Source organism: Vibrio sp. SCSIO 43136 (assembly GCF_023716565.1).
Classification (GTDB): Bacteria; Pseudomonadota; Gammaproteobacteria; order Enterobacterales; family Vibrionaceae; genus Vibrio.
Genome location: NZ_CP071849.1, coordinates 12,683 through 31,794, shown reverse-complemented (window position 1 = coordinate 31,794; position 19,112 = coordinate 12,683). Strand labels below are relative to the sequence as shown.

Annotated in this window: 15 protein-coding genes; 2 read left to right on the top strand and 13 right to left on the bottom strand. The window is 44.8% G+C overall.

Annotated features, from left to right (window positions below; all coding sequences use genetic code 11):
- Positions 1-3: 3 nt before the first annotated feature.
- The 13 genes from tssE to tagH all read right to left on the bottom strand — a co-directional run bounded on the left by tssE (position 4) and on the right by tagH (position 15,332).
- Positions 4-450: a type VI secretion system baseplate subunit TssE gene (gene tssE / locus J4N39_RS15015; protein WP_252025376.1), complete on the bottom strand. Its 447-nt coding sequence runs from the start codon at positions 448-450 to the stop codon at positions 4-6.
- On the bottom strand, positions 450-1,256 hold the full coding sequence (locus tag J4N39_RS15010) for a type VI secretion system accessory protein TagJ (protein ID WP_252025374.1): 807 nt from the start codon (positions 1,254-1,256) through the stop codon (positions 450-452). The genes tssE and J4N39_RS15010 overlap by 1 nt, the downstream gene beginning before the upstream one ends.
- A gap of 13 nt (positions 1,257-1,269) precedes the next feature.
- Positions 1,270-2,709, bottom strand: coding sequence for a type VI secretion system contractile sheath large subunit (tssC, locus tag J4N39_RS15005; RefSeq protein WP_252025372.1), 1,440 nt, complete (start codon positions 2,707-2,709; stop codon positions 1,270-1,272).
- Positions 2,710-2,810: 101 nt separating this feature from the next.
- The gene (gene tssC / locus J4N39_RS15000; protein WP_252025369.1) at positions 2,811-4,310 is read right to left on the bottom strand and encodes a type VI secretion system contractile sheath large subunit; all 1,500 of its coding nucleotides are present in this window, start codon (positions 4,308-4,310) and stop codon (positions 2,811-2,813) included.
- Entirely contained in the window at positions 4,307-4,843 is a 537-nt protein-coding gene (gene tssB, locus J4N39_RS14995; protein ID WP_252025367.1) for a type VI secretion system contractile sheath small subunit, read from the bottom strand. Before tssB ends, tssC (J4N39_RS15000) begins: the two co-directional genes overlap by 4 nt.
- Positions 4,844-4,879: 36 nt before the next feature.
- Positions 4,880-5,989 carry a type VI secretion system protein TssA gene (gene tssA / locus J4N39_RS14990; protein ID WP_252025365.1) on the bottom strand — a complete coding sequence of 370 codons (1,110 nt, stop codon included), beginning with the start codon at positions 5,987-5,989 and terminating at the stop codon, positions 4,880-4,882.
- 11 nt (positions 5,990-6,000) lie between these two features.
- Entirely contained in the window at positions 6,001-6,822 is an 822-nt protein-coding gene (locus J4N39_RS14985; RefSeq protein ID WP_252025363.1) for a PP2C family protein-serine/threonine phosphatase, read from the bottom strand.
- A complete protein-coding gene (tagF, locus tag J4N39_RS14980) occupies positions 6,816-7,505 on the bottom strand; it encodes a type VI secretion system-associated protein TagF (protein ID WP_252025361.1) in 690 nt (229 codons plus the stop codon). The genes J4N39_RS14985 and tagF overlap by 7 nt, the downstream gene beginning before the upstream one ends.
- Positions 7,487-11,008, bottom strand: a complete 3,522-nt coding sequence (gene tssM / locus J4N39_RS14975) for a type VI secretion system membrane subunit TssM (protein ID WP_252025359.1) — start codon at positions 11,006-11,008, stop codon at positions 7,487-7,489. Before tssM ends, tagF begins: the two co-directional genes overlap by 19 nt.
- Positions 11,009-11,025: 17 nt before the next feature.
- The gene (gene tssL / locus J4N39_RS14970; RefSeq protein ID WP_252025356.1) at positions 11,026-12,324 is read right to left on the bottom strand and encodes a type VI secretion system protein TssL, long form; all 1,299 of its coding nucleotides are present in this window, start codon (positions 12,322-12,324) and stop codon (positions 11,026-11,028) included.
- 17 nt (positions 12,325-12,341) lie between these two features.
- On the bottom strand, positions 12,342-13,670 hold the full coding sequence (gene tssK / locus J4N39_RS14965) for a type VI secretion system baseplate subunit TssK (protein ID WP_252025354.1): 1,329 nt from the start codon (positions 13,668-13,670) through the stop codon (positions 12,342-12,344).
- A 22-nt stretch (positions 13,671-13,692) separates the two neighbouring features.
- A complete protein-coding gene (gene tssJ, locus J4N39_RS14960; RefSeq protein WP_252025352.1) occupies positions 13,693-14,157 on the bottom strand; it encodes a type VI secretion system lipoprotein TssJ in 465 nt (154 codons plus the stop codon).
- 11 nt (positions 14,158-14,168) lie between these two features.
- Entirely contained in the window at positions 14,169-15,332 is a 1,164-nt protein-coding gene (gene tagH / locus J4N39_RS14955; RefSeq protein WP_252025350.1) for a type VI secretion system-associated FHA domain protein TagH, read from the bottom strand.
- A gap of 475 nt (positions 15,333-15,807) precedes the next feature.
- Between tagH and J4N39_RS14950 the strand changes: the two genes are divergently transcribed.
- Positions 15,808-17,826, top strand: a complete 2,019-nt coding sequence (locus J4N39_RS14950; RefSeq protein ID WP_252025348.1) for a serine/threonine-protein kinase — start codon at positions 15,808-15,810, stop codon at positions 17,824-17,826.
- Positions 17,827-18,083: 257 nt separating this feature from the next.
- On the top strand, positions 18,084-19,112 hold the full coding sequence (locus tag J4N39_RS14945) for a S1C family serine protease (RefSeq protein WP_252025346.1): 1,029 nt from the start codon (positions 18,084-18,086) through the stop codon (positions 19,110-19,112).

Genomic DNA, 19,112 nt, shown 5'->3' with positions numbered 1-19,112 from the left:
CCGCTAGTCCACAATATTGATACCTAAACACAGGGGATCGACTTCTGAGGCGAAATACATCTCTTCTTGTCCATATTGAGACAAGCACACTAGGTATATTTTTAGTCGTAACGTGCGATCTAAAGCCAGGTGCTCGTCTTCAACATCGACTACCACATCGATACAACGTGGTTCAAACTTTTTTATCGTTTCAACCACAGTGGAGCAAAGTCTTTCTCGCCCTTCTTCTCGACTCAATGTCATCGCGGAAAAATCAGGTAACCCGTAACTCATTAGCGAGTGGTCTAGCTCTCTATACCACTTTGGCCATGTCAACCAAGGCAACTTAGTATTGAGCAATGCCTCTAGATCACGGCGAATGGCTTGACGATAGGAATAATGAATGTCATTGGGTTGTTCGCCTAGATCCACCAGCCGATCCAGCAGTGAAGGCATTGGGGTAACAGGCATTAGGCTAAGACACCTTCATTGTGAGCTGCACTCAACTCTTGCCACTGGCAGAGCGTTAGGGCCTCGTCATTGACCAGAAACATTTTCTGCCCTTGACCTTGATAGATATCGCTACCCAACAGTGCTTGCCAATCCGTCTCTAACCCCAACTTCTGAGCGTCTGTCTGACTGCTAATGTAAGTTAAGGGAATAAACACCTCTCCCGACGGCCCATTATTGATATCTATTTCGGCTTTACGCCAAACCAACTCAAATAATGAAGTAACCGGCAACAATTTAAGCCAAGTGATGTTGGCTATCGGGATAATGTAATAAAGGCCATTGGCACCAAACACCTCGAGGTGACCACCCAAACTATCATCAATGTCCCTAAGTTCGTGGCAATCTTGCCCGGCAATCTGGACATTAACTTGCTTTCGCTGCGCTTCTAATTGCTGGGCCATTTGGGACAGCTCTAGGCTATTGCCTTGTAAAATGGCCAACCGCATCTCAATAAGTGGTGCCAAACTGACGCTGCTTTTCCCTACGGTACTTGCACAATCACCACCTTGGGCAAAATCTTGTCGGCATTGAGCCGCCTTGACCAACTGACGCATGTTGATAACACCAGGTAAACATTCTGGATGCTGCTTAGTAATTAACTCTAGTTGTTGATCGGCGCGTTCAAACTGACCGTCAATACACAACAGTTCTACAAACTGACTTCTCAACTCTTTATCTTTTGGCTTCGACTTTAAGCCCATCACCGTCTGTTCAATCGCCTGAGATAGCTTTCCTTGCTCTATTAGCGCTTTAAGTTGTTCCATACCATGTCCTTGTTTATTTAATCCTTGGAGATAACTCTGTGGTTAGTCGAATACTAGACACCATCTGATCGAGCTGAAAATAGGGTTGCAGATGAATCACCGAATAAAAATAGCCGGGTTTGTCTTGCCGCTCCTTTACTTCAATATTGGCTTCACACAATGGGTAGCGAGCACGCACTTCATCGGAAGCATCATCAGAAGCGGTGGTGTATTTGTGCAGCCAACTTTGAAGATCTCTCTCTATCGCTGCTGCGCTGTCAAAGACACCAATCCTCTCTCGCCCAATAACTTTGAGGTAATGAGCGAAGCGCGATACGCATAGTACGTATTGCAACAATGATGAAAGCCTGCTGTTCACTGTTGCCACTTGCGAACTGTATGTCCTTGGTTGATATACCGATGTATTGCTATACAGCACCAGATTTTCCGACAAAGGCACTGTCGTTACCGGAATAAAGCCGCAATTCGACAACTGCTTTTCGAGTCGATCAGTCACTTGCAGATTCACCGATGGTTTCGCATTTTTGCTTTTGCGAGAGAGCCGATATGTGCAACTCGGCAAGTCAAAAATCAATCCATGCTTATATTTTCCAGGCTGAAGGCCACGAATTTGACTGAACCAGCCGGACTCTCGATAAGCTCTCAATGCAACAGCCGCAAATCCATATGCGGCGTTGCCCCATAAGTAGTCACTTTCTCGGCATGTTATTGCTTCACGGAATCCAAACTGGTCACAACGAGTTCCATCCGATAAATAAGGCGTGCGCATAAGCATGTTCGGCGCCATGATGCCCAAAAATCGGGCATCTTCTTGTCGACGCAATCGATTCCACAATACATACTCGTTTTGGGAAAACTGCGCTCCAATATCCTGAACTGAAGCGAGCTCGCTATAATGATCAACACCAAATAGTGACGGAGCCGCACCGACAATAAATGGACAGAATGCCGCTGCTGCGCAGTGACTCACCGACCTTAAAACTTCGATATCATTTTGCTGCCCTGACCTCGACTTGTGACTAATTTCGTAGTCACCAATCATGATCCCAAATGGCTCACCACCAGGTGTATTAAACTCAGCGTCGTACATCACTCGAAAAAGTTGGCTATGATCGAACTCAATGGCTTTGGTCATATCTCGACACAACTCATTCCAACTAAAGCTGATCAATTTCACCTTATTAACCGAACTACCCCGATTGAGAGCGGCTTGGTCACATACATATTTAACCCCACGCCAACTCGCTTCTAACTTTTGGAACTTGGGGTGATGCAAGATTTCATTTACCTGCGCATTTAGGCGCAACTCTACGTTACAAATTGCTCGGGTTAGCAATGCTTTAAGTGCATCGACTTGACGGCAAAGGTCTTTATCTCCGACAGGCTGTTCCCAACCCTGAACTGCTACCAAGGGGTCATCTACAGCTAATATCTCTTCCACAGATACAGCCATATGACTGACCTCTGAGCTCGTCTGAGCATAAGTTACTGTGTTGTTCTGCGGACTTTCATTCATCATTTAATTTAATGCGAGCCTTGCGGCCCGCACATCAGTTAGCCGCCTATTTCAGGGATTTTCGCAACCAATCGAAGCGATGTTGTCAGCTCCTCCATTTGCAACCATGGACGTAGCCAAGCCACGGCATTGTATGAACCTGGAGAACCCGGAATCTCTTTGACTTGTACTTTGGCATCCGCCAATGGGTACTTGGCTCGGATTTCCTGACCGCCACCCTCAGAGGCATTGACGTAATTCAGAATCCAACGATTTAGCCATGCTTCTACATCTTCGGCCTCCATGTAGCTGCCGATTTTGTCTCGCGCCATGACTTTCAAATAGTGAGCAAAGCGTGAAGTCGCCATCAAATAAGGAAGTCGGGAAGAAATCGCGGCATTCGCCGTCACATCTGGGTTGCCGTATTTCTTTGGCTTTTGGCAGGTTTGAGCGCCAAAGAACACGGCATAGTCGGTGTTTTTGTAGTGGCATAGGGGTAAGAAGCCCAGCTTGCTCAGTTCAGCTTCTCTTCGGTCGGTAATTCCGATTTCAGTTGGACACTTCAGATCAGGATCACCGTCATCAGACACAAATAAGTGCGACGGCAAGTTCTCAACCTTACCCCCACCTTCTGCGCCGCGGATCGCAGTACAGAAGCCATATTTGGAGAAAGCTTCGGTTAACCTTGCCCCTAATACGTAAGAAGCATTCATCCAGCAATAGTTATCATGCGCTGTGTTGGTGGACATGCCTGTTTTTTGGTCCAACTCAAATTCTTCGTAACGAAATTCCTCGATAGGTGTTGTCGCTTCTCCATAAGGCAATCTCGCTAGTACCCTTGGCATCGCCAAGGTAACAAATCGAGAGTCATCACTTTCACGGAATGAACGCCATTTAGTGTATTCGAGAGATTCAAACACTTTTTCTAAGTCACGAGGTTTAGTTAGCTCGGTCCAATTATCAAAGCCAAACAGTGCAGGCGATGACGCTGACAAGAAAGGGGCGAAACCTGCTGCAGCCACATTAGACATCAAGCTCAATGTTTCAATATCTTCAGGGTGATTGGTAAATTCATAGTCACCAACTAAAGCCCCAAACGGTTCACCACCTGGTGTACCAAATTCTGATTCATAGACTTTTTTGAACGTTTGGCTCTGATCAAACTCCACTGCCTTACTTAGATCTTTATGGAGCTCTCTTTTTGTCATGCTGACCATTCGAATCTTAAGTGTTTGACTCGTATCAGAGTTCATTACTAGGTAGTTCAAACCACGCCAACTTCCTTCAAGCTTCTGAAAGCTTTCATGGTGCATGACTTCCGCCAACTGCTTTGAAATCAGATCGTCTATACCTGCAATCGCTTCTCGAAAAGTCACCGTCAGGTTTTTATTCCACGTTAAGGTGCCTTTCATTGCTTCTTCTGCCAACGTGCGTAGCAACTCTTCAGAGCGGGTATCATCAGTTTGCTTGGTCGCAGTAATGGCTTGAGCGAGTAAGCTGCTTTGTTCTTGTTGAGACTCTGTCACCTCTGGGGTTAATGTTTGGGCTTCACTGCTCATTCGCTAACCCCCTCACCGCTAGTACGGCTCTCAGAACCTGTATCAATCTTGAGATCACCCACCAACTGCTCAAGTGATTGAGTGTTATTTAGTACATCTTCTAAAATGTTCTCTAAATCCTCAGAGCGATCGACTTTGGTCATGAGATCTCGAAGTTTATTGCGGGTTTCCATCAACTTACGCAGTGGCTCTACGTTATTTACAATGGACGCAGGTTCGAAATCTCCCATCGAATTAAAATCTAAGGAGACGGACATCTCTGTACCATCATCAACCAACTTATTGTGCACTTGGTACTCAAGTTTTGGATTCATACGCTTTAGCACATCATCAAAGTTTTCTCGGTCAATTTGAATGAATCGACGGTCTTTAAGTGGCTTTAGCGCTGCCACATTGTCCCCTGCAAAATCCCCCATAACTCCGACAACAAATGGCAACTCTTTAGTGATGGTTGCCCCTTCAGTTTCAACGTCATAGGTGATGTGAACCCTCGGCTTGCGTACCCGTGACAACTTACTGTGGATACTATCCATATACTCTCCTTGTTTTCTAATTCAACTGACTGAGTGTTACTCTTGGTGTTTTTGATTGATTCCGGTCAATCGGAAATATCCAGCTCTCGCATCGTTATCAACGATCAACTCTTGAAGTAAATCGGGTAAAGCCAGATCGCTCCAACGCACGACTTGCTCGATCGCATATGCCATCGGAGAATGCGGCTCTGTCGCTTTAAAAAAGCGCGCTATTTTTTTGAGTTCATCGATCGCCTCATTGCGATCTGTTAACTGGGGAGCAGCCTTAGGCTGAGATGGTGAATGTTCTTCCTGGACGACAGTGCTAGATGCTTGCTCAGTCGCTGCCTCAAGCTCACATTGAGCCAGCTTGTTTTGTGCGAGAAAAAGCATCGCTTCTTTACACGCAAGCAGTCGCTTTTCAATATGCGAACTTGGCTGAGGAGCACCTGAGAACTTGTCTAGGGCTGCGATCATTTGAGTGTAAGACTCGAGAGCATGGTCCACATCATCTATCGCTTCGGCAAAGAAATTCGGCGCAGATGCATCAACTGATGCTTGAATCTCTTCCAACTTGACAGCACCGGCCTGATAGCGCTGATTTCGCTTTGCTTCTTCTAAACGTTCTACTTCACAAGCTTGCTCAAATTCCCAAAGAGAGTAGGCTTGTTCTGTGTTGCACTCGGTCAATGGGATACATGCGATTGGCATTAACAGCGTACCTTCACCATCAAAGCCGTTAAGGCCAATTAGCGGTGCAATACGAGTCTCTAATCCATCCTCATCCGGAAGCGGATAAACCGTTTCCCAGTGATGCTCGATCAAGTTGCGAGCAATATTGAAACCACATGTCAAACCTTTAAACCCAAAACGACGCACCAGCGCTTCAATCAGCCATGCGGTCAGTTCTAGATCTTTACATTGTGTCGCCAACACCTGTGGCACTTGCTCAATAATCGGGTCCCATTCATGGGCAAATGCCAACAGAGGTTCGTTATCCACCAATGCACTGCGTTCCAACGCACGAGCTGAGTTTCTAACATCCTTTAAATTGAAGTAGACCGAGGCTGGTGAGGTGTCGGTTCGAGGATCCTCACCACTCGGAGATTCTTCAATAATGTTTTGGGTGATGGCGGACTCTTCTATGCCGATAAGTTGCTTTAACATAAAGATATTCCTCAGCCCTGATTAAGAAATACTGGCAACGTATCGGTAAGTACTTCTCTCGCTTGTGGGTGACCACAGACCTTAACCAATACACAACTCACATTGTCTCTGGCCCCTTTGGAGAGCACTGACTGCATCAAGGTCAACCCGATATTAGATAAGCTGTTCTCACCAATGCAGCTCAATAACTCGGTGTCATTTAACTCATCTGTTACTCCATCAGAACAAAGCAGAAAGGTATCTCCCGGAGCGATTTGTCCCGATACTTGGTCGATCACCAGATAGTCGCTAACACCTACTGCTCGAGTAATCACGTTGGACAAAGGGTGGTTTTCTACTTCATGCAGCCCAATCAGGCCTTGTTCCAATAATTCCATTACCTGGCTATGATCTCTGGTCTTTTGCCTCAAGCGACCCGCTCGCTTCAGGTACATGCGACTATCGCCAACCCATAAACAATGAAAATGTGAGTTTTGAATGAGTAGCACCACCACGGTGCTGCCCATAACTTTGTTGTCTAAGTTGTCACTTGCGTACTGGCTAACTTGCTGATTCACTGAAATCAGAACCTCTCTAAGGTGGTCGATACTCAAGGTCGATGCTGGTGTTTCTTCAACGCACTTCGAAATAGCTTCAACCACCATCTGGCTCGCAATATTTCCTGCTTCATGCCCACCCATACCATCGGCAACCACCCACACCCCTTGTTGGCTCATATCCAATATTGCGTCTTCATTATGAGAACGAACTTTCCCAGGGTGCGTTTTGGCAAAAGTCTCGACGTAGCATTCAGCGCCATCGTAGCCGCCGGAAAGCATATAGTTTTCTACCATCCCCACGCCTCCCATTTACCATCGATCATGGCGGCAAATTGACTCACTAAAGGGAGGTTTTCTGTTATCACACATGTCTCTTTGGCCCCCTCTAAACCGTTGGTCCACCAAATGCATTGCCGCCCTTGGTATTGGTTCGATAGCTCGAAACTTAGGATGTCATCGGACTTCAAATCGGTATCTGTCATAAATATCAAGTTGCGCTCTCCCTGTGCTAGGTTGGTAAGCCGTTTAGACGTGGACAACTCGGTAAACCAATCAACACCATTTAAACTCTTAGCCCAACGCACGACATCCGTGTCATCATCTAGTAATTTCAAGATTTTACGCTCACTCTCAACACTCCAAGCTCGTTGTTGCCACAAGCTCAAAGGTGTCGCCGCAATCTCTGCCGCCAAAGTAAAATAAAAATAGCGACCAGCAGAATCGACACTCGGCATTAAACTGCCTGCAACAGTAGACTCTCCACATACCCCCGGAGATAAAGCAAAATGCCATACAGGACTGGTAAGATAATGTTCTAACCAAGCCTCCTCCATTTGCTCTTTACTGACTGCAATAACCGCTTGAAGCCATTCACTCCAGATTTCGACAAATTCAGCCGACAGCGTGTGTTGAAGGAAATCTCCTCGCGCTGGCACTTTTCCGTAGTAGCCAACGTTAACTAAAGTGTCGGTGCACATGAAAACCTCGTTAAATCTCTCGCCCAAAATGGGTTATTGCTCGATTCAGGCTGAAGCTTCAACATGGCTGTATTACCTTTCACGGCAATTTCGAGAACGTTATCTTTGATGCTCGATGGTCTATCCTCAGCCACTCGATCAAGTAATCGGAACAGCCCCCAATCTCCCGCATAGCTCTCTGATATTGAATATCCAGATTTTGGAGGAACGAACGAAAGCCGTACTTCTGAGTCACCAGAGTCGGTGGGCCATACAAAGTGTGTTGATCGCTGAGGGCCATGGCGATAAGCCATCTGCTGCTCACCCATTTCAAAACGGAAGTTGCTAATGTGTGCGTCTAAAAACATAGGTTTCAGAGAAAATGCGACCTTGGGCGTTTGTGTTCCCGGAATAAAGTACGTGTCTCTAATTCGCCTTGCGTGCTTAAAAACTTTTAGAGATTGCGGGTTAATTCCGACCGCTCTATCCAAGGTCCAACGTTTTTTGCTGGTATCCACCGAAGATTTTAGATAGTCATTAAAAAACTTATCCATGGTGCCGCCATATCCAAAGAAACGACTGAAGTCCTTAAGTCGAACCTCACGGTTTGTGTTGCGATTGAACGGGTATTTGCCGCGAATGGTACGTTTGTATTCTTTGTATACACTGTCTTGCCAAATAGCACTTAGATGGACTTGAGCTCCCTGCTTGGCAATGCTGGAGGTTTGTGTGGCTAGATCGCTCATCCAACCAGAAAATGGCGATGGCAAGATCTTTTGACCACGTTTAAGAGAATTACTGAGATCTATTTGTTCGGCATCAGAAATCAGGCTGACATAGGCTTGCTTGTTGTCCGACTCAGAAAGAAGGCCTAGGTAATCTCGCAACTTTTGTAAAGTGAGCTGGACCTCCTCAAGGTCAGCACTCGAAATCGCCAACAGAGGAGCAAAAGCAAGTTCAACCTCACTTTCAGGCATGAATTCAGAGGTGAGATCACCTTTATTTGGCAAGAAGCGATTGATGCGATCTTTATTAGTTTTCTTGGCAATGTCCGCCGCTTTATCTAGTAAATCTGGATTACTGGTAGGTGTTTGAGTCAATCTCAGCTCTTTTTGCATTGCAACAATTAGCTCAGAAATTGGTTGCTCATGGCTTATCAGGCCACCGATAACCATCTCACCGTCTTTGGCCGATGCATAAGATTTGATAGCAATCTCATCGATAAAAGCCCGCCAATGTTCGATGTAATCGTCAAAATACTGCGCCTCTACTAAGCGCATCACGTCCTTTTCACTATCTTCATCAATAGAGAGGCGGTCACCGTAAACCCAGCTGTCTTCCATTAACCGTTTGACGATTCTAGCGTTTTCTACTTTGAAGATGCTGTAATAGCCGTTGTAGGTATACAGTCCAGGAATAGCTAATGAACTCCCCTCAGGGTGAGATATGATGCTACGACCCTGAGCACCTAATACATCTTCAAGTTTAAAATTGGCAACATAGCTAGAGGTAAATTCAATCTTCAATCGCTGGTATGCACGCTGTGCTAACGGAATGTCAGTAAGGCTTTGACGGGCTTGAGCAACAACTTGGTTGTTTTGGCGGTTGAAAGGCAGTTCATACTCAAACAAACTCTTGGTATGACGCATCAAATCATGGCGCATTGACTCATTGATAGCGCCTGGAAATTGATTCTCGAAATAGAGTTCAAACCAACCATAAACTTGCTCCAGATCTCTATGTTCTACCTCATAGAGCATTAGGTAGGTTTTCAAAGATTCATACAGATATTCAAGATACTCTCTATTGTGAGCAATCTCTGCCTCTAACGCTGAAGTCAAGAACTGAGAAAAGTACCCTTGAAGCGCCATCTGATAAGCCACTTGTGCAGGTTGCCCAAGTTTGTCTCCTTGGTATAACCCCATGCGATACTGATCTTGTTCAAGCAGGGCACTTTCTTTTGCTACTGGAAAAGCCTTTAGCGCATTAAGAGACTGAACTAGCAAGTAAATATCAGTATCGGAGCTTAAACCTGAAGGCGCAATTTGTTGGAAATCAGCCACCGCTTTTTCACTTTGCAGCACTAATTGTTTATTCCACACATAACTTTGGTGCCAGAGTGCACTGCAAACAACTAGACCGAGTGTGCAAGCTGCGGTAATGCCCCTTCGCACCCACAGTGTGTGCTGCTGATGATGGCGATTGACTGAACCAATGTATTGCTCTGGAAAAATGATCTCTTCAAGTAGATCTTTAATGAAATAGCTTTTGGCTTCTCCGCTATGGCTATGTAAAGGAACATGACCAAGTTTGAGACCAGTCGATACATTAGCAAACACACTATCAATCGGTTGTCCATCTTGAGTCGCACTGACGATATAGACACCCCGTAGCATCAGGGATTCTTCGTAAGCGTTCGGAGAGAAACTTTCCTTTAAGAAATCATCAATGATGGGTTGCAAGCTGCGCATTTGTTGCGGAAATTGCTGGATCAAGGTTCGACGATCAATATCTCGTTCTTGGGCTAACCGCTTGTTAAGGCGTGCCTGAATTCGCTTGAGCAGCGAGTGGAACTCTTTATTGAACTGACCGACAACACCAGTGGAGTCATCGTCCGCAATGACAGGAAAAGTCGCCCCCCAAACCTGCTCTCGATCTTTACTGTCCATGTCCGAGAAATACTCATTGAATCCTGCAATGAGATCGGCCTTAGTTAGCATCACGTAGACAGGAAACTGCATACCCAATTGGTTTTTGAGCTCTTGAATTCGAACTTTGATTGCACGAGCATGTAAATTGCGTTCTGTGCGAGTTTGCTTGATCAAACTGGCGAGACTGATGGTCACCACCACCCCATTAATGGGACGTCTAGTTCGGTATTTCTTCAACAATCCTAAAAAGCCAAGCCAAGCTCCCGCATCTTTTTTGCTGTGACTATCTTGGGTGGTGTATCGGCCAGCGGTATCGATTAATACCGCTTTATTGGTAAACCACCAATCACAGTATCGAGTCCCACCAATCCCCGACAATGGATCACTGCCTAATTTGTCTTCCAACGGAAAATCGAGGCCAGAGTTTTGTAATAGTGTTGTTTTTCCTGTGCCTGGCGGCCCAATAAGGATGTACCAAGGTAAGTGATAAAGACCATTTCCCTTGGCTAAATTCGATCTTTTTAAGACATCTAGAGCGGAAATAATTCGATCTTTCAGCGTCTCTATTTCATGAGCACTTTCTTGGTCGAAATTCCCTTGATCTTCACCACTCAATAACGAGTCTACGGCCTGATTTTCTTGTTTTTTACGGCGACTGTATGTCCATACTTTGGCGACTAGAAATAACAGTAGCAAAGTAACGATGACGGCTAGGCGCACTTTGGTAGAAGCTAAAGGAGAGACTTCGGCGATTGACAATAAGGGGCCACCAAACCAGATCAAAAAGCTAATCGCTAGAAAACCGATCAGGGTTATAAACCAAGTGGATTTGAGCCACGGCATGGTACGTAAATAATATAAAGCGCTAAACATAATAACTATCCTTCGACTCACTGCACCAAAAGGTCAATTTCAACCCGGCGATTTTTCGCCCGCTCCGCTTCACTACCATTGGGACCTAATGGTTCGGAGTCTCCTTTTCCTTCCGGCCACAAGCGACCTTGCAAGGTCGACCCAACTGACATCAGGTTTGCCACAGCGTTGGCTCTTGCTAAAGACAGGTGCCAATTGGAAGGGTATCGGCTGGTAAATATGGGCTGGTCGTCGGTATGGCCAGTAATGAGCAGCCGTCCTTTAGTGGACTCTAGAACCCGAGCAACTTTCTGAATAATTGGCATAAATGAAGACTTCACTTCAGCGTCACCAGCGGCAAAGAGCTCATGTGAATTGATGGTTAACCGAATTCGGTCACCCAGATCTACCAAGCTCAATAACCCCATATCGATTTCAGTGCTTAAACGCTGTTGCATCGCATTCATTACTTCTTGGTTAGCATTGGAAACCAGATGCTGCTTAGGCGGTGAGACAAGTCTTGTGATTTGATTAAATACGCCGTCAGAGTAACTATTCAATGCATAGCTGTACCCCATATAGATGGAAAGCAGCAGCACGCCAAAACCACTCACAGTGACCCAGCTAGGTATCCCTTTTAACGACTCTCCAATTGCGGAGCCAGAACCGTGTTTGCCGTCAGACAATACATCGATAACTTCCCCCTGAATGAGCTTGAGGCGTTCATATGCCCGCTGACGATAATCCTCTAACTGACTTTCGCCATTTTTTTCGATGCGCATTTTTCCAACAAACCCCAAGGATAAGCAGATATATTGAAGCTCCAATAACTCCTCCTGACCATGGGGATTCGCTATCGAGTCATCCAACAGATTAAAAAAATGTTCACCGCCAACCGTCTGCGAATGAAAAATAGAAAGTAGACTGTCGCTTGACCAAATCGAGCTTTCTCCCCAGTGGGTGTTGAGTACTGCCTCATCCGCTGCAGAGCACAAACAGTAACGCGCCGATTCGATAACATTGCTATCAATGCGCAATGCTCTTAGTGCGCTTTCATAGCCATTAATCTTGTTAATGAACGCCTGACGCAAGCTAGGAACATCCTGATGGTCTTCTGTACATCGTATCTGCCCAATCATAGTGAACAGTCCATTCGCCTCTTCAACGAGAGGGTTAGCAGCTAAATTAAGATGTTTGCTTCGCTGCATCTGCTCTCTTAAGTTTGGCGACAAGACAGTACCTTTAGTGCGAGATTGAGTACGGCTTTCTGGACTCGAATCTGAAAGCACCGCACTGCGCCTGCCCGGGGTGGGTTTTAAAATGGTCATATCAGACATTAAAAATTCCTGTCAGTTTACTGTTGAGCGATAGACCAAACTTGAAGATCCAAGTCTGGGTACTGACCTGACACGTGCATAGCCAGGCCTCCACTGGTCTTTAACCGATGCCAATACTCACTGCTGGGGCTTAGTTTGAAGTAGCTATAACCTGCCAAATAAGGAATTTGGCGTGGAGCCACTGGCAGATCCTCTAGAGAAATACCCGAGAGTTGGTTGTTTACTAGCTCACGAATATGCTCAACAGGACCAATTTTGATTTGGGCGGGGAAGCGAGAACGTAGCTCTTCAGCTGGAATACTCGCGTTTACCGCAAGGACAAATTCACCTTGATCGAGCATCTGTTTATCTATGATTTGAACCACAAAAATCCCAAAATTGGTCTTTTCGATAGGGAGTAAGACCGCAGTCTGCTCAAGCACGGTCCCCACGTATTGATTGAGCAGAGACATGACCTCGGTGAAGGCTCTCGTTAAAGATTCGTGTTTGTATACTGGTAATGTGGAAACGCGTTTGCTCTTGTCGGCAAACGTAGCCATTTCGCCCGCAAGGCTCAACAGCTCCTTAAACAAAGCTTGTGGGTGAACCCCGTCTACTTCGATAAGATGTACGAGCAATGCATCATATCGATTAAGTAACTGGAGCATTAAGAAATCGGCAATAGAACTGGCACTACCTTGGCCCGCACCTATACGAGCCGCCAAAGCATCTGCCCTGTGTCGGATTGCACCTAAAATCTGCGTCAGAGCACTTTGTAAGGAGGCATTCGTTTTTACGTTCAACCATGGTGGGATAAAGCTTTCATCCAATAAAACTTGGCCTTGATCGTTGATTTGAGTGACTTTCACCAGTGGAATTGAGTAATACCCCGTCAGACTCTCACTACCCAACTTGAGCTCCAATCGGACTCCTGCAAGCTGTAACATTTCCATTGCACCAGCACCCATGGTGGTATCAATGACGTCATGATCTTGAAAGTGGTAGCGGGTTATATCATCTTCTGCATGAGAGATATTAATATTGCGAGCCTTATCCATTGGCAGCGCAAGGTACACTATTTGATCTTGAGTGTTCGCAGGTAGTGTCAATGGGGCTGGTAGGCCATCCCTAACCGGACTATGAATGGAAGTGCCATCCTCAAAACAGGCAGAAACGTTCAAGACCCCAACTTTGCCATTACCTAGCAAACTAAGATCCAATTCTAGGTCGTCGATACCCCAATAATACTTAGAGTACATCTGAACAGATTGTTTAATTTGAAAATTAAAGCTCCGCTCTTGCTGCTGAAAATGCTGAGGGCGCAAGAACATTCCTTCGCTCCATACCACGCGACTGTAATCACTCATTTCGATTAACTTCTTACTGACATCAAGGGTTATTAACAAACACCGATAATTCTCCTACGTGAACATCAAAAGTCTTGTATTCAGTAGGTTCTATTTCTACGACTTCTCGCCAACTGGCGGCATCAATATCTCTAAAAGCCACCAAAATACCCGCATAACGAACACCTGGTTTTAGTGTTAGATCAAAGTCATAATTTTTTCCTGGCTCGAACTCTAACTCAGTGCTATTAATTAAGTTTGCACCTAGCACCTGTTCCTCACCCTCAAAAAGAGTAAAGAAATCATGGCTATCAAATAACGTTCTCGATGATAATTCGTAAATTCTAACCACGACGGGAGAAGCGCGGCCATTCATGTCTGGATTAATATTATCTGCAGTTTCAAACCTTAACTTTGCATAGGGCTCTACTACGTAGTTTGCTACTGAACACCCCCAAAACAATGTTCCGACGATTAAAACCACTATCAGTTTAGTTATAAGCCTCATATCTCCTCCCTTTAAGTGTTACGTCCATTTATTTTCTCTTGATACGCTTTGGAAAAGTCATCCATATAGAAATTACTGTCGACTTTCATTTCTTTCTCTAACTGATCATGAGTGGAACAATATGTTTTCCATTGATTCTTCCACATCAAAAATTCAAAACTTCTTGAGAGGCCATTTTCAGCTTTGCTTTTGTGCGAAATATTCTCTGGACTTAATGTTGCCAAAACGCCTGACAAAGCACCTTTCACACCAAATAACATGGCTTTGTCATGCTGTTCTAAGTCAGAGAAAGCCTGTTTTACCGCCTTCTCTGGAGGCAAAAAACCAGCGGTTTTCCTTTCTAGCAAATTGTAAATGGCATCTTCTACATTGGCGGAAAACTTCAACGGATTATTCTCCGCTCGCTGAAACGTAGTTAAGTTGATGCGGCTACTTTCTTTAAATACATTGCGATGATGAAGTGATGCCATCACCCCTTCGAGTAAGTCTTTTGTTACTACACCCAACTGCTGCCACCACTGTTCGGAATACTCATTTGGCACCACCTTACGTTCCAGACCTAGCCCATTAAGAAAAGCCATCATCTCTAATGTCATCGCTTCATTATTTTCTGGTTGCTGCGCAAAGGTGTTATAACGAATCTCTTCAGATGCATGGATGGGCAAAGGTCCATTAGGTATCGATGATTTTTCCTCACCTTCCCCCAACCAATCTTCTGGTATCAACCCCTTCACTTGCTGAGGAGGAGAAAATGCATCGCTTAGCAAAGCATCAACTGGAACGCCAAATTGCTCTTCCGTCCCCTTTTCGTGGAGAGCAAGGTTTGACTTGGTTAATGAGCTATGGTCTAGACTTGGTCTTATACTTGCTAATATTTCAACATTAAGTTCATAGTCTCCAATATTAATGACATCACCATCAACTATCTTACTCCTAATACCTTGTCCTATTGGTTTAAATGATCCATTTAGGAAGGTACCATTGGTTGATATATCCTCGATAAAGAAAGAACCTTGGCTAATAAGCACTCTTGCATGAGTTCCAGATATCACTCTATCAGGGTCTGGAAAATACCAATCACATTGTTTATCCCGACCAATGGTGAGTAATAACTTCGTATCATAGCCACTTAATTCGTGCACACCTTCAACATCTATCCTTTTAGACGCTTCCACATGGGATGTTAGTCTATGATGATTAGATATAGATATTTTCAATTGCATATAAATTTATAAACCCTAAGATAGAACACTTATTACCAACCAGTAAACTCATACAAGTTATGAGATAATTTAACAGCAACTAGATACCTAATTACAATTACTAGACGACTAGTACTTTATAGCTAAATTAGTATTAAACTACTGACAATACAGTCAGAATGTTCCTATCTACTTTTATTGCAACATTGAGTTTTTATCTAGCTCGTCTCATTTCTCAGGCAAAGTTATATTACAAAAAAACATTTTCCGTTTACCATGCTGCTAATTTATACGACCAGATTAGTTTAATTTGGCACTTTTATAGTCCCTAATTACAACTCTATATATAAAATCAACCAAAATAGTCCATCAAGTCCAAGTAATCAGGTAGCAAATATCAATGATTACCACGTCTCGATGCGCTAACTAGACAAAGACAGGTAAATCAATGGACAAAGACGATAAGACAAGAAGTGAAAACGAGACTGGAGCAGATTCAATTGTCGATAACCTTAACGATAACAGGGATAAGTGCGAGGCAAATCTACGGGATCAACCATCCCCACTTATGATTGGCCGGGTGATCGCAGGGCGGTACCAGTTAGAAAGCTTGGTTGGTAATGGGGGAATGTGTGACGTCTACAGAGCAAAAGATTTACTACTTGAGTCCGCTGAGGAAGATCAACCTTTCGTCGCCATAAAAATTTTGCAAGATAGTCTTAAAAATCAACCAGATGCTGCAAAGCTGCTAATTAAAGAAGCCAAAAAAACCCAAAACCTCAGTCACCCCAATATCATTCGGGTTCACGACTTTGGAGTAGATGGCAGTGACTACTACTTAGTGATGGAGTGGTTAGATGGGCAAACGTTAGATGAGGTACTCAAAGGGCATCGACCACACGGCTTGAGTTTGGCGCGAAGTTCGACCCTGATTAAACAGCTTATCTCTGCACTCAAATATGCACACGAAAATCATGTTGTGCACGCAGATCTCAAGCCAAGCAACATCATGTTGATGCGTAATGGACAAATCAAGATATTCGACTTTGGCGTAGCTCAAGCACTAAGCAGTCTCAGAGCCGACCAGTACTCAATAGAGCCAACGCCGGCACCCGTCGCTTTAACCGGCTACACCCCAATTTATGCCTCTCCCGAAAGAATGAAAAACGTTTCGCCGACTATCTCTGATGATGTTTTTGCTTTCAGTTGCATTGTCTACGAACTACTTTCTAGTAAGCACGCCTTTGGCCGAAAAACAGCACAAGAAGCATGGGACTTAAACCTTCTTCCCACCAAACCTAGAAACGCCTCTAATGCGTGCTGGAAAGCACTGCGAAAAGGACTATCTTTTCATGCGGATGAGCGAATAGGGAGTATCGAACTTTTGGCTCAGTCCCTCGACGGTAAAAACTGGAAGGCATTAGGGCTAACTCTGGCGCTCTTTAGCCTAGTCATTGGTTCGGGGTATGGGTACTACCAACAACATATCAAGCTAGAGCAAGCTAAGCAGAAATTCACTACGCTGGAACAAGAAATCTCGGACAACCTTCAGGTTATGGACAGTGATCCTAGCTACCTAGTAGAAAACCTAGACACCCTATCAAGTGCCTATCACGTTCAAACACTCGCCTTACTGCGTAAGCACCAGACAGAAATCATTACAAACTATCAGTTCAAGATCTCTGAGCTACTGAATGAGAAAAATAGAGCACATCCCGATTACTACTCGGCGCAAACACTATTGGAAGAGGCCACAAATCTATATCCTGATTCCTATTCATTGGCATTAACCACTAATAATATCAATCAAGCATGGCATAGGACGACCGAGTCTCTCGCTCACCAGATAAACACCCGTCTTGAACAGGGCAAATATGGTGAAGACGGCCAAGATAAAAGCATCTTTGAGCTTTACCTTGAGTTAAAAACCGTCAAAAAAGAGTATCCGCTAAAAATCTCTGATACAGCCAAAAAAGCCTATCACAAACATTTTACTCAAGCCTATGAACAGCTGGATGTCATAACGCTCACCCAATTGCTCAAGACGGCGGATACCTTCTTCGTCGATGACCAAGAGTTAAATGCTCTTGTGACTCAAGGGAGAAGCTTGAAACATTCGATTGAACAGATGGCTAGTTATCGACAGGCTATAGAAGATGGGATTGATGCTCCCTTCCCGACTCAAGCGGCATTACAGCTTTATCAAAGTCAGTTCTCTGAACTTCAGCAAGAGATCAAACGATCGACCACGGTAAAAAAACTCGATGCGCTCACTCTGGACTTCGATGCGATTCGCCAAGATTTCCCCGCAGAGTTTAGTTACGTATCTGATACGCGCCACTTGATTGCTGATAAGTATTTGAAGTTTTCAGATTATTTACTTAAACGTAAACGTACAAAACGTGCACAAGCTGTCATGAAGAAAGCGCAAAAATTTATGTCTTCTGGCAATACTAGTACTCAATAACCCCCCCCCTATAAACGGGAGCCGACCAACGAATGTATTAGGTTGGGCAGCTCCCTCCACTAACTCCTTCCTCATATTCACATTAGAGGCGGCTCGCAAATACCATTCGTCGTGGTAAAGCTATAAAAAGAAATAATCTATTGAGCTATAGTATCCAGTTAATCAATGGCGGATACTTATATAAATCCCGCTCCAAAATGGTATTATGTCAAACCAATTGCCACTGTTATCGACTAATTGAATTAGGAGTATCCATCGTGAAAATAGTGCTGCGCTCCATCTTATCTACATTGTCTCTTGGCCTGTGCTGCTTTGGGATTTCAACGCATGCGCTCGCACAGCCCTCATGGGCGGCTCATTTGAGTCAAAGCGTTGTACATGTTACTGGGTGTGACAATGAAAAGCAGGTTTGCCATCAATCCACCGGATTTATCGTCTCGCAACCTAACATTGTCTTTACCACCTATGAACGCTTTGTTTCTGAGCAAGACCGCAGGCTAACGGACAGCTTTAAAGTGCGCTTTGTATCGGGTGAAGAAAGGCAAGCCCGTATGCTAGTGGTGGATCCTCTGCTCAATCTAGGGGTGCTAATTTTAAAACCGTCTGACACCTCTCTTGCCCAGCCGAAACCGCTCAAGCCTGCTCGTGGGGTGAGTGTCTCTCCTGGCGATCCTGTTTATGCAATGGTGGCACCGCAAGGGGAAGCAGTATGGGGCAGTGTTAAAAAGAAAAATCGCGCCACCTTATACGATAAGGGGATGGGCGATCTGTTCATCAATATTGAGATAGAGATGCCCGCTATCGGTTTAGGTGGTCCGCTCTTTACTGAAAGAGGTGAGCTTATTGGTATCAATACGGCGGCAATCCCTGCGGCACTGGCTGAAGTCGTTACTCATGATGAAGAACATGCGTTGCCGATGAGTGTCATCATGAGTTACTACAAAGCGCTGGTGCGTTACCCAACATTTGATATGCCTTGGATTGGTGTCGCCTACCGCAACCTACGCATCAAAGAGCGACAAGAGATGAACCAGCGCCACTCTTCGACCAAAGGGCTCATGGTGGATTTCGTCTGGAAAGACGGACTGGGATCACAGTCAGGCTTTCAAGTTGGCGACATTATCGTGCGCGTAGATGGTGAATCGATCAACAACCAATACCAACTCGATAAATACCTGTTTGATGCAGGCGTTGATAAGTCGCTAAAAATCAAAGTATTGCGTAATGCTAAACTTATAGACATCAACATCCACACCGAAAAACGTCCAAGTTGGGCTGCGTTGTAA

Bases quoted from the DNA above. Each gene is read 5' to 3' on its own strand.
- tssE (WP_252025376.1), bottom strand. From the start codon at position 450: ATGCCTGTTACCCCAATGCCTTCACTGCTGGATCGGCTGGTGGATCTA.
- J4N39_RS15010 (WP_252025374.1), bottom strand. From the start codon at position 1,256: ATGGAACAACTTAAAGCGCTAATAGAGCAAGGAAAGCTATCTCAGGCG.
- tssC (WP_252025372.1), bottom strand. From the start codon at position 2,709: ATGGCTGTATCTGTGGAAGAGATATTAGCTGTAGATGACCCCTTGGTA.
- tssC (WP_252025369.1), bottom strand. From the start codon at position 4,310: ATGAGCAGTGAAGCCCAAACATTAACCCCAGAGGTGACAGAGTCTCAA.
- tssB (WP_252025367.1), bottom strand. From the start codon at position 4,843: ATGGATAGTATCCACAGTAAGTTGTCACGGGTACGCAAGCCGAGGGTT.
- tssA (WP_252025365.1), bottom strand. From the start codon at position 5,989: ATGTTAAAGCAACTTATCGGCATAGAAGAGTCCGCCATCACCCAAAAC.
- J4N39_RS14985 (WP_252025363.1), bottom strand. From the start codon at position 6,822: ATGGTAGAAAACTATATGCTTTCCGGCGGCTACGATGGCGCTGAATGC.
- tagF (WP_252025361.1), bottom strand. From the start codon at position 7,505: ATGTGCACCGACACTTTAGTTAACGTTGGCTACTACGGAAAAGTGCCA.
- tssM (WP_252025359.1), bottom strand. From the start codon at position 11,008: ATGTTTAGCGCTTTATATTATTTACGTACCATGCCGTGGCTCAAATCC.
- tssL (WP_252025356.1), bottom strand. From the start codon at position 12,324: ATGTCTGATATGACCATTTTAAAACCCACCCCGGGCAGGCGCAGTGCG.
- tssK (WP_252025354.1), bottom strand. From the start codon at position 13,670: ATGAGTGATTACAGTCGCGTGGTATGGAGCGAAGGAATGTTCTTGCGC.
- tssJ (WP_252025352.1), bottom strand. From the start codon at position 14,157: ATGAGGCTTATAACTAAACTGATAGTGGTTTTAATCGTCGGAACATTG.
- J4N39_RS14950 (WP_252025348.1), top strand. From the start codon at position 15,808: ATGGACAAAGACGATAAGACAAGAAGTGAAAACGAGACTGGAGCAGAT.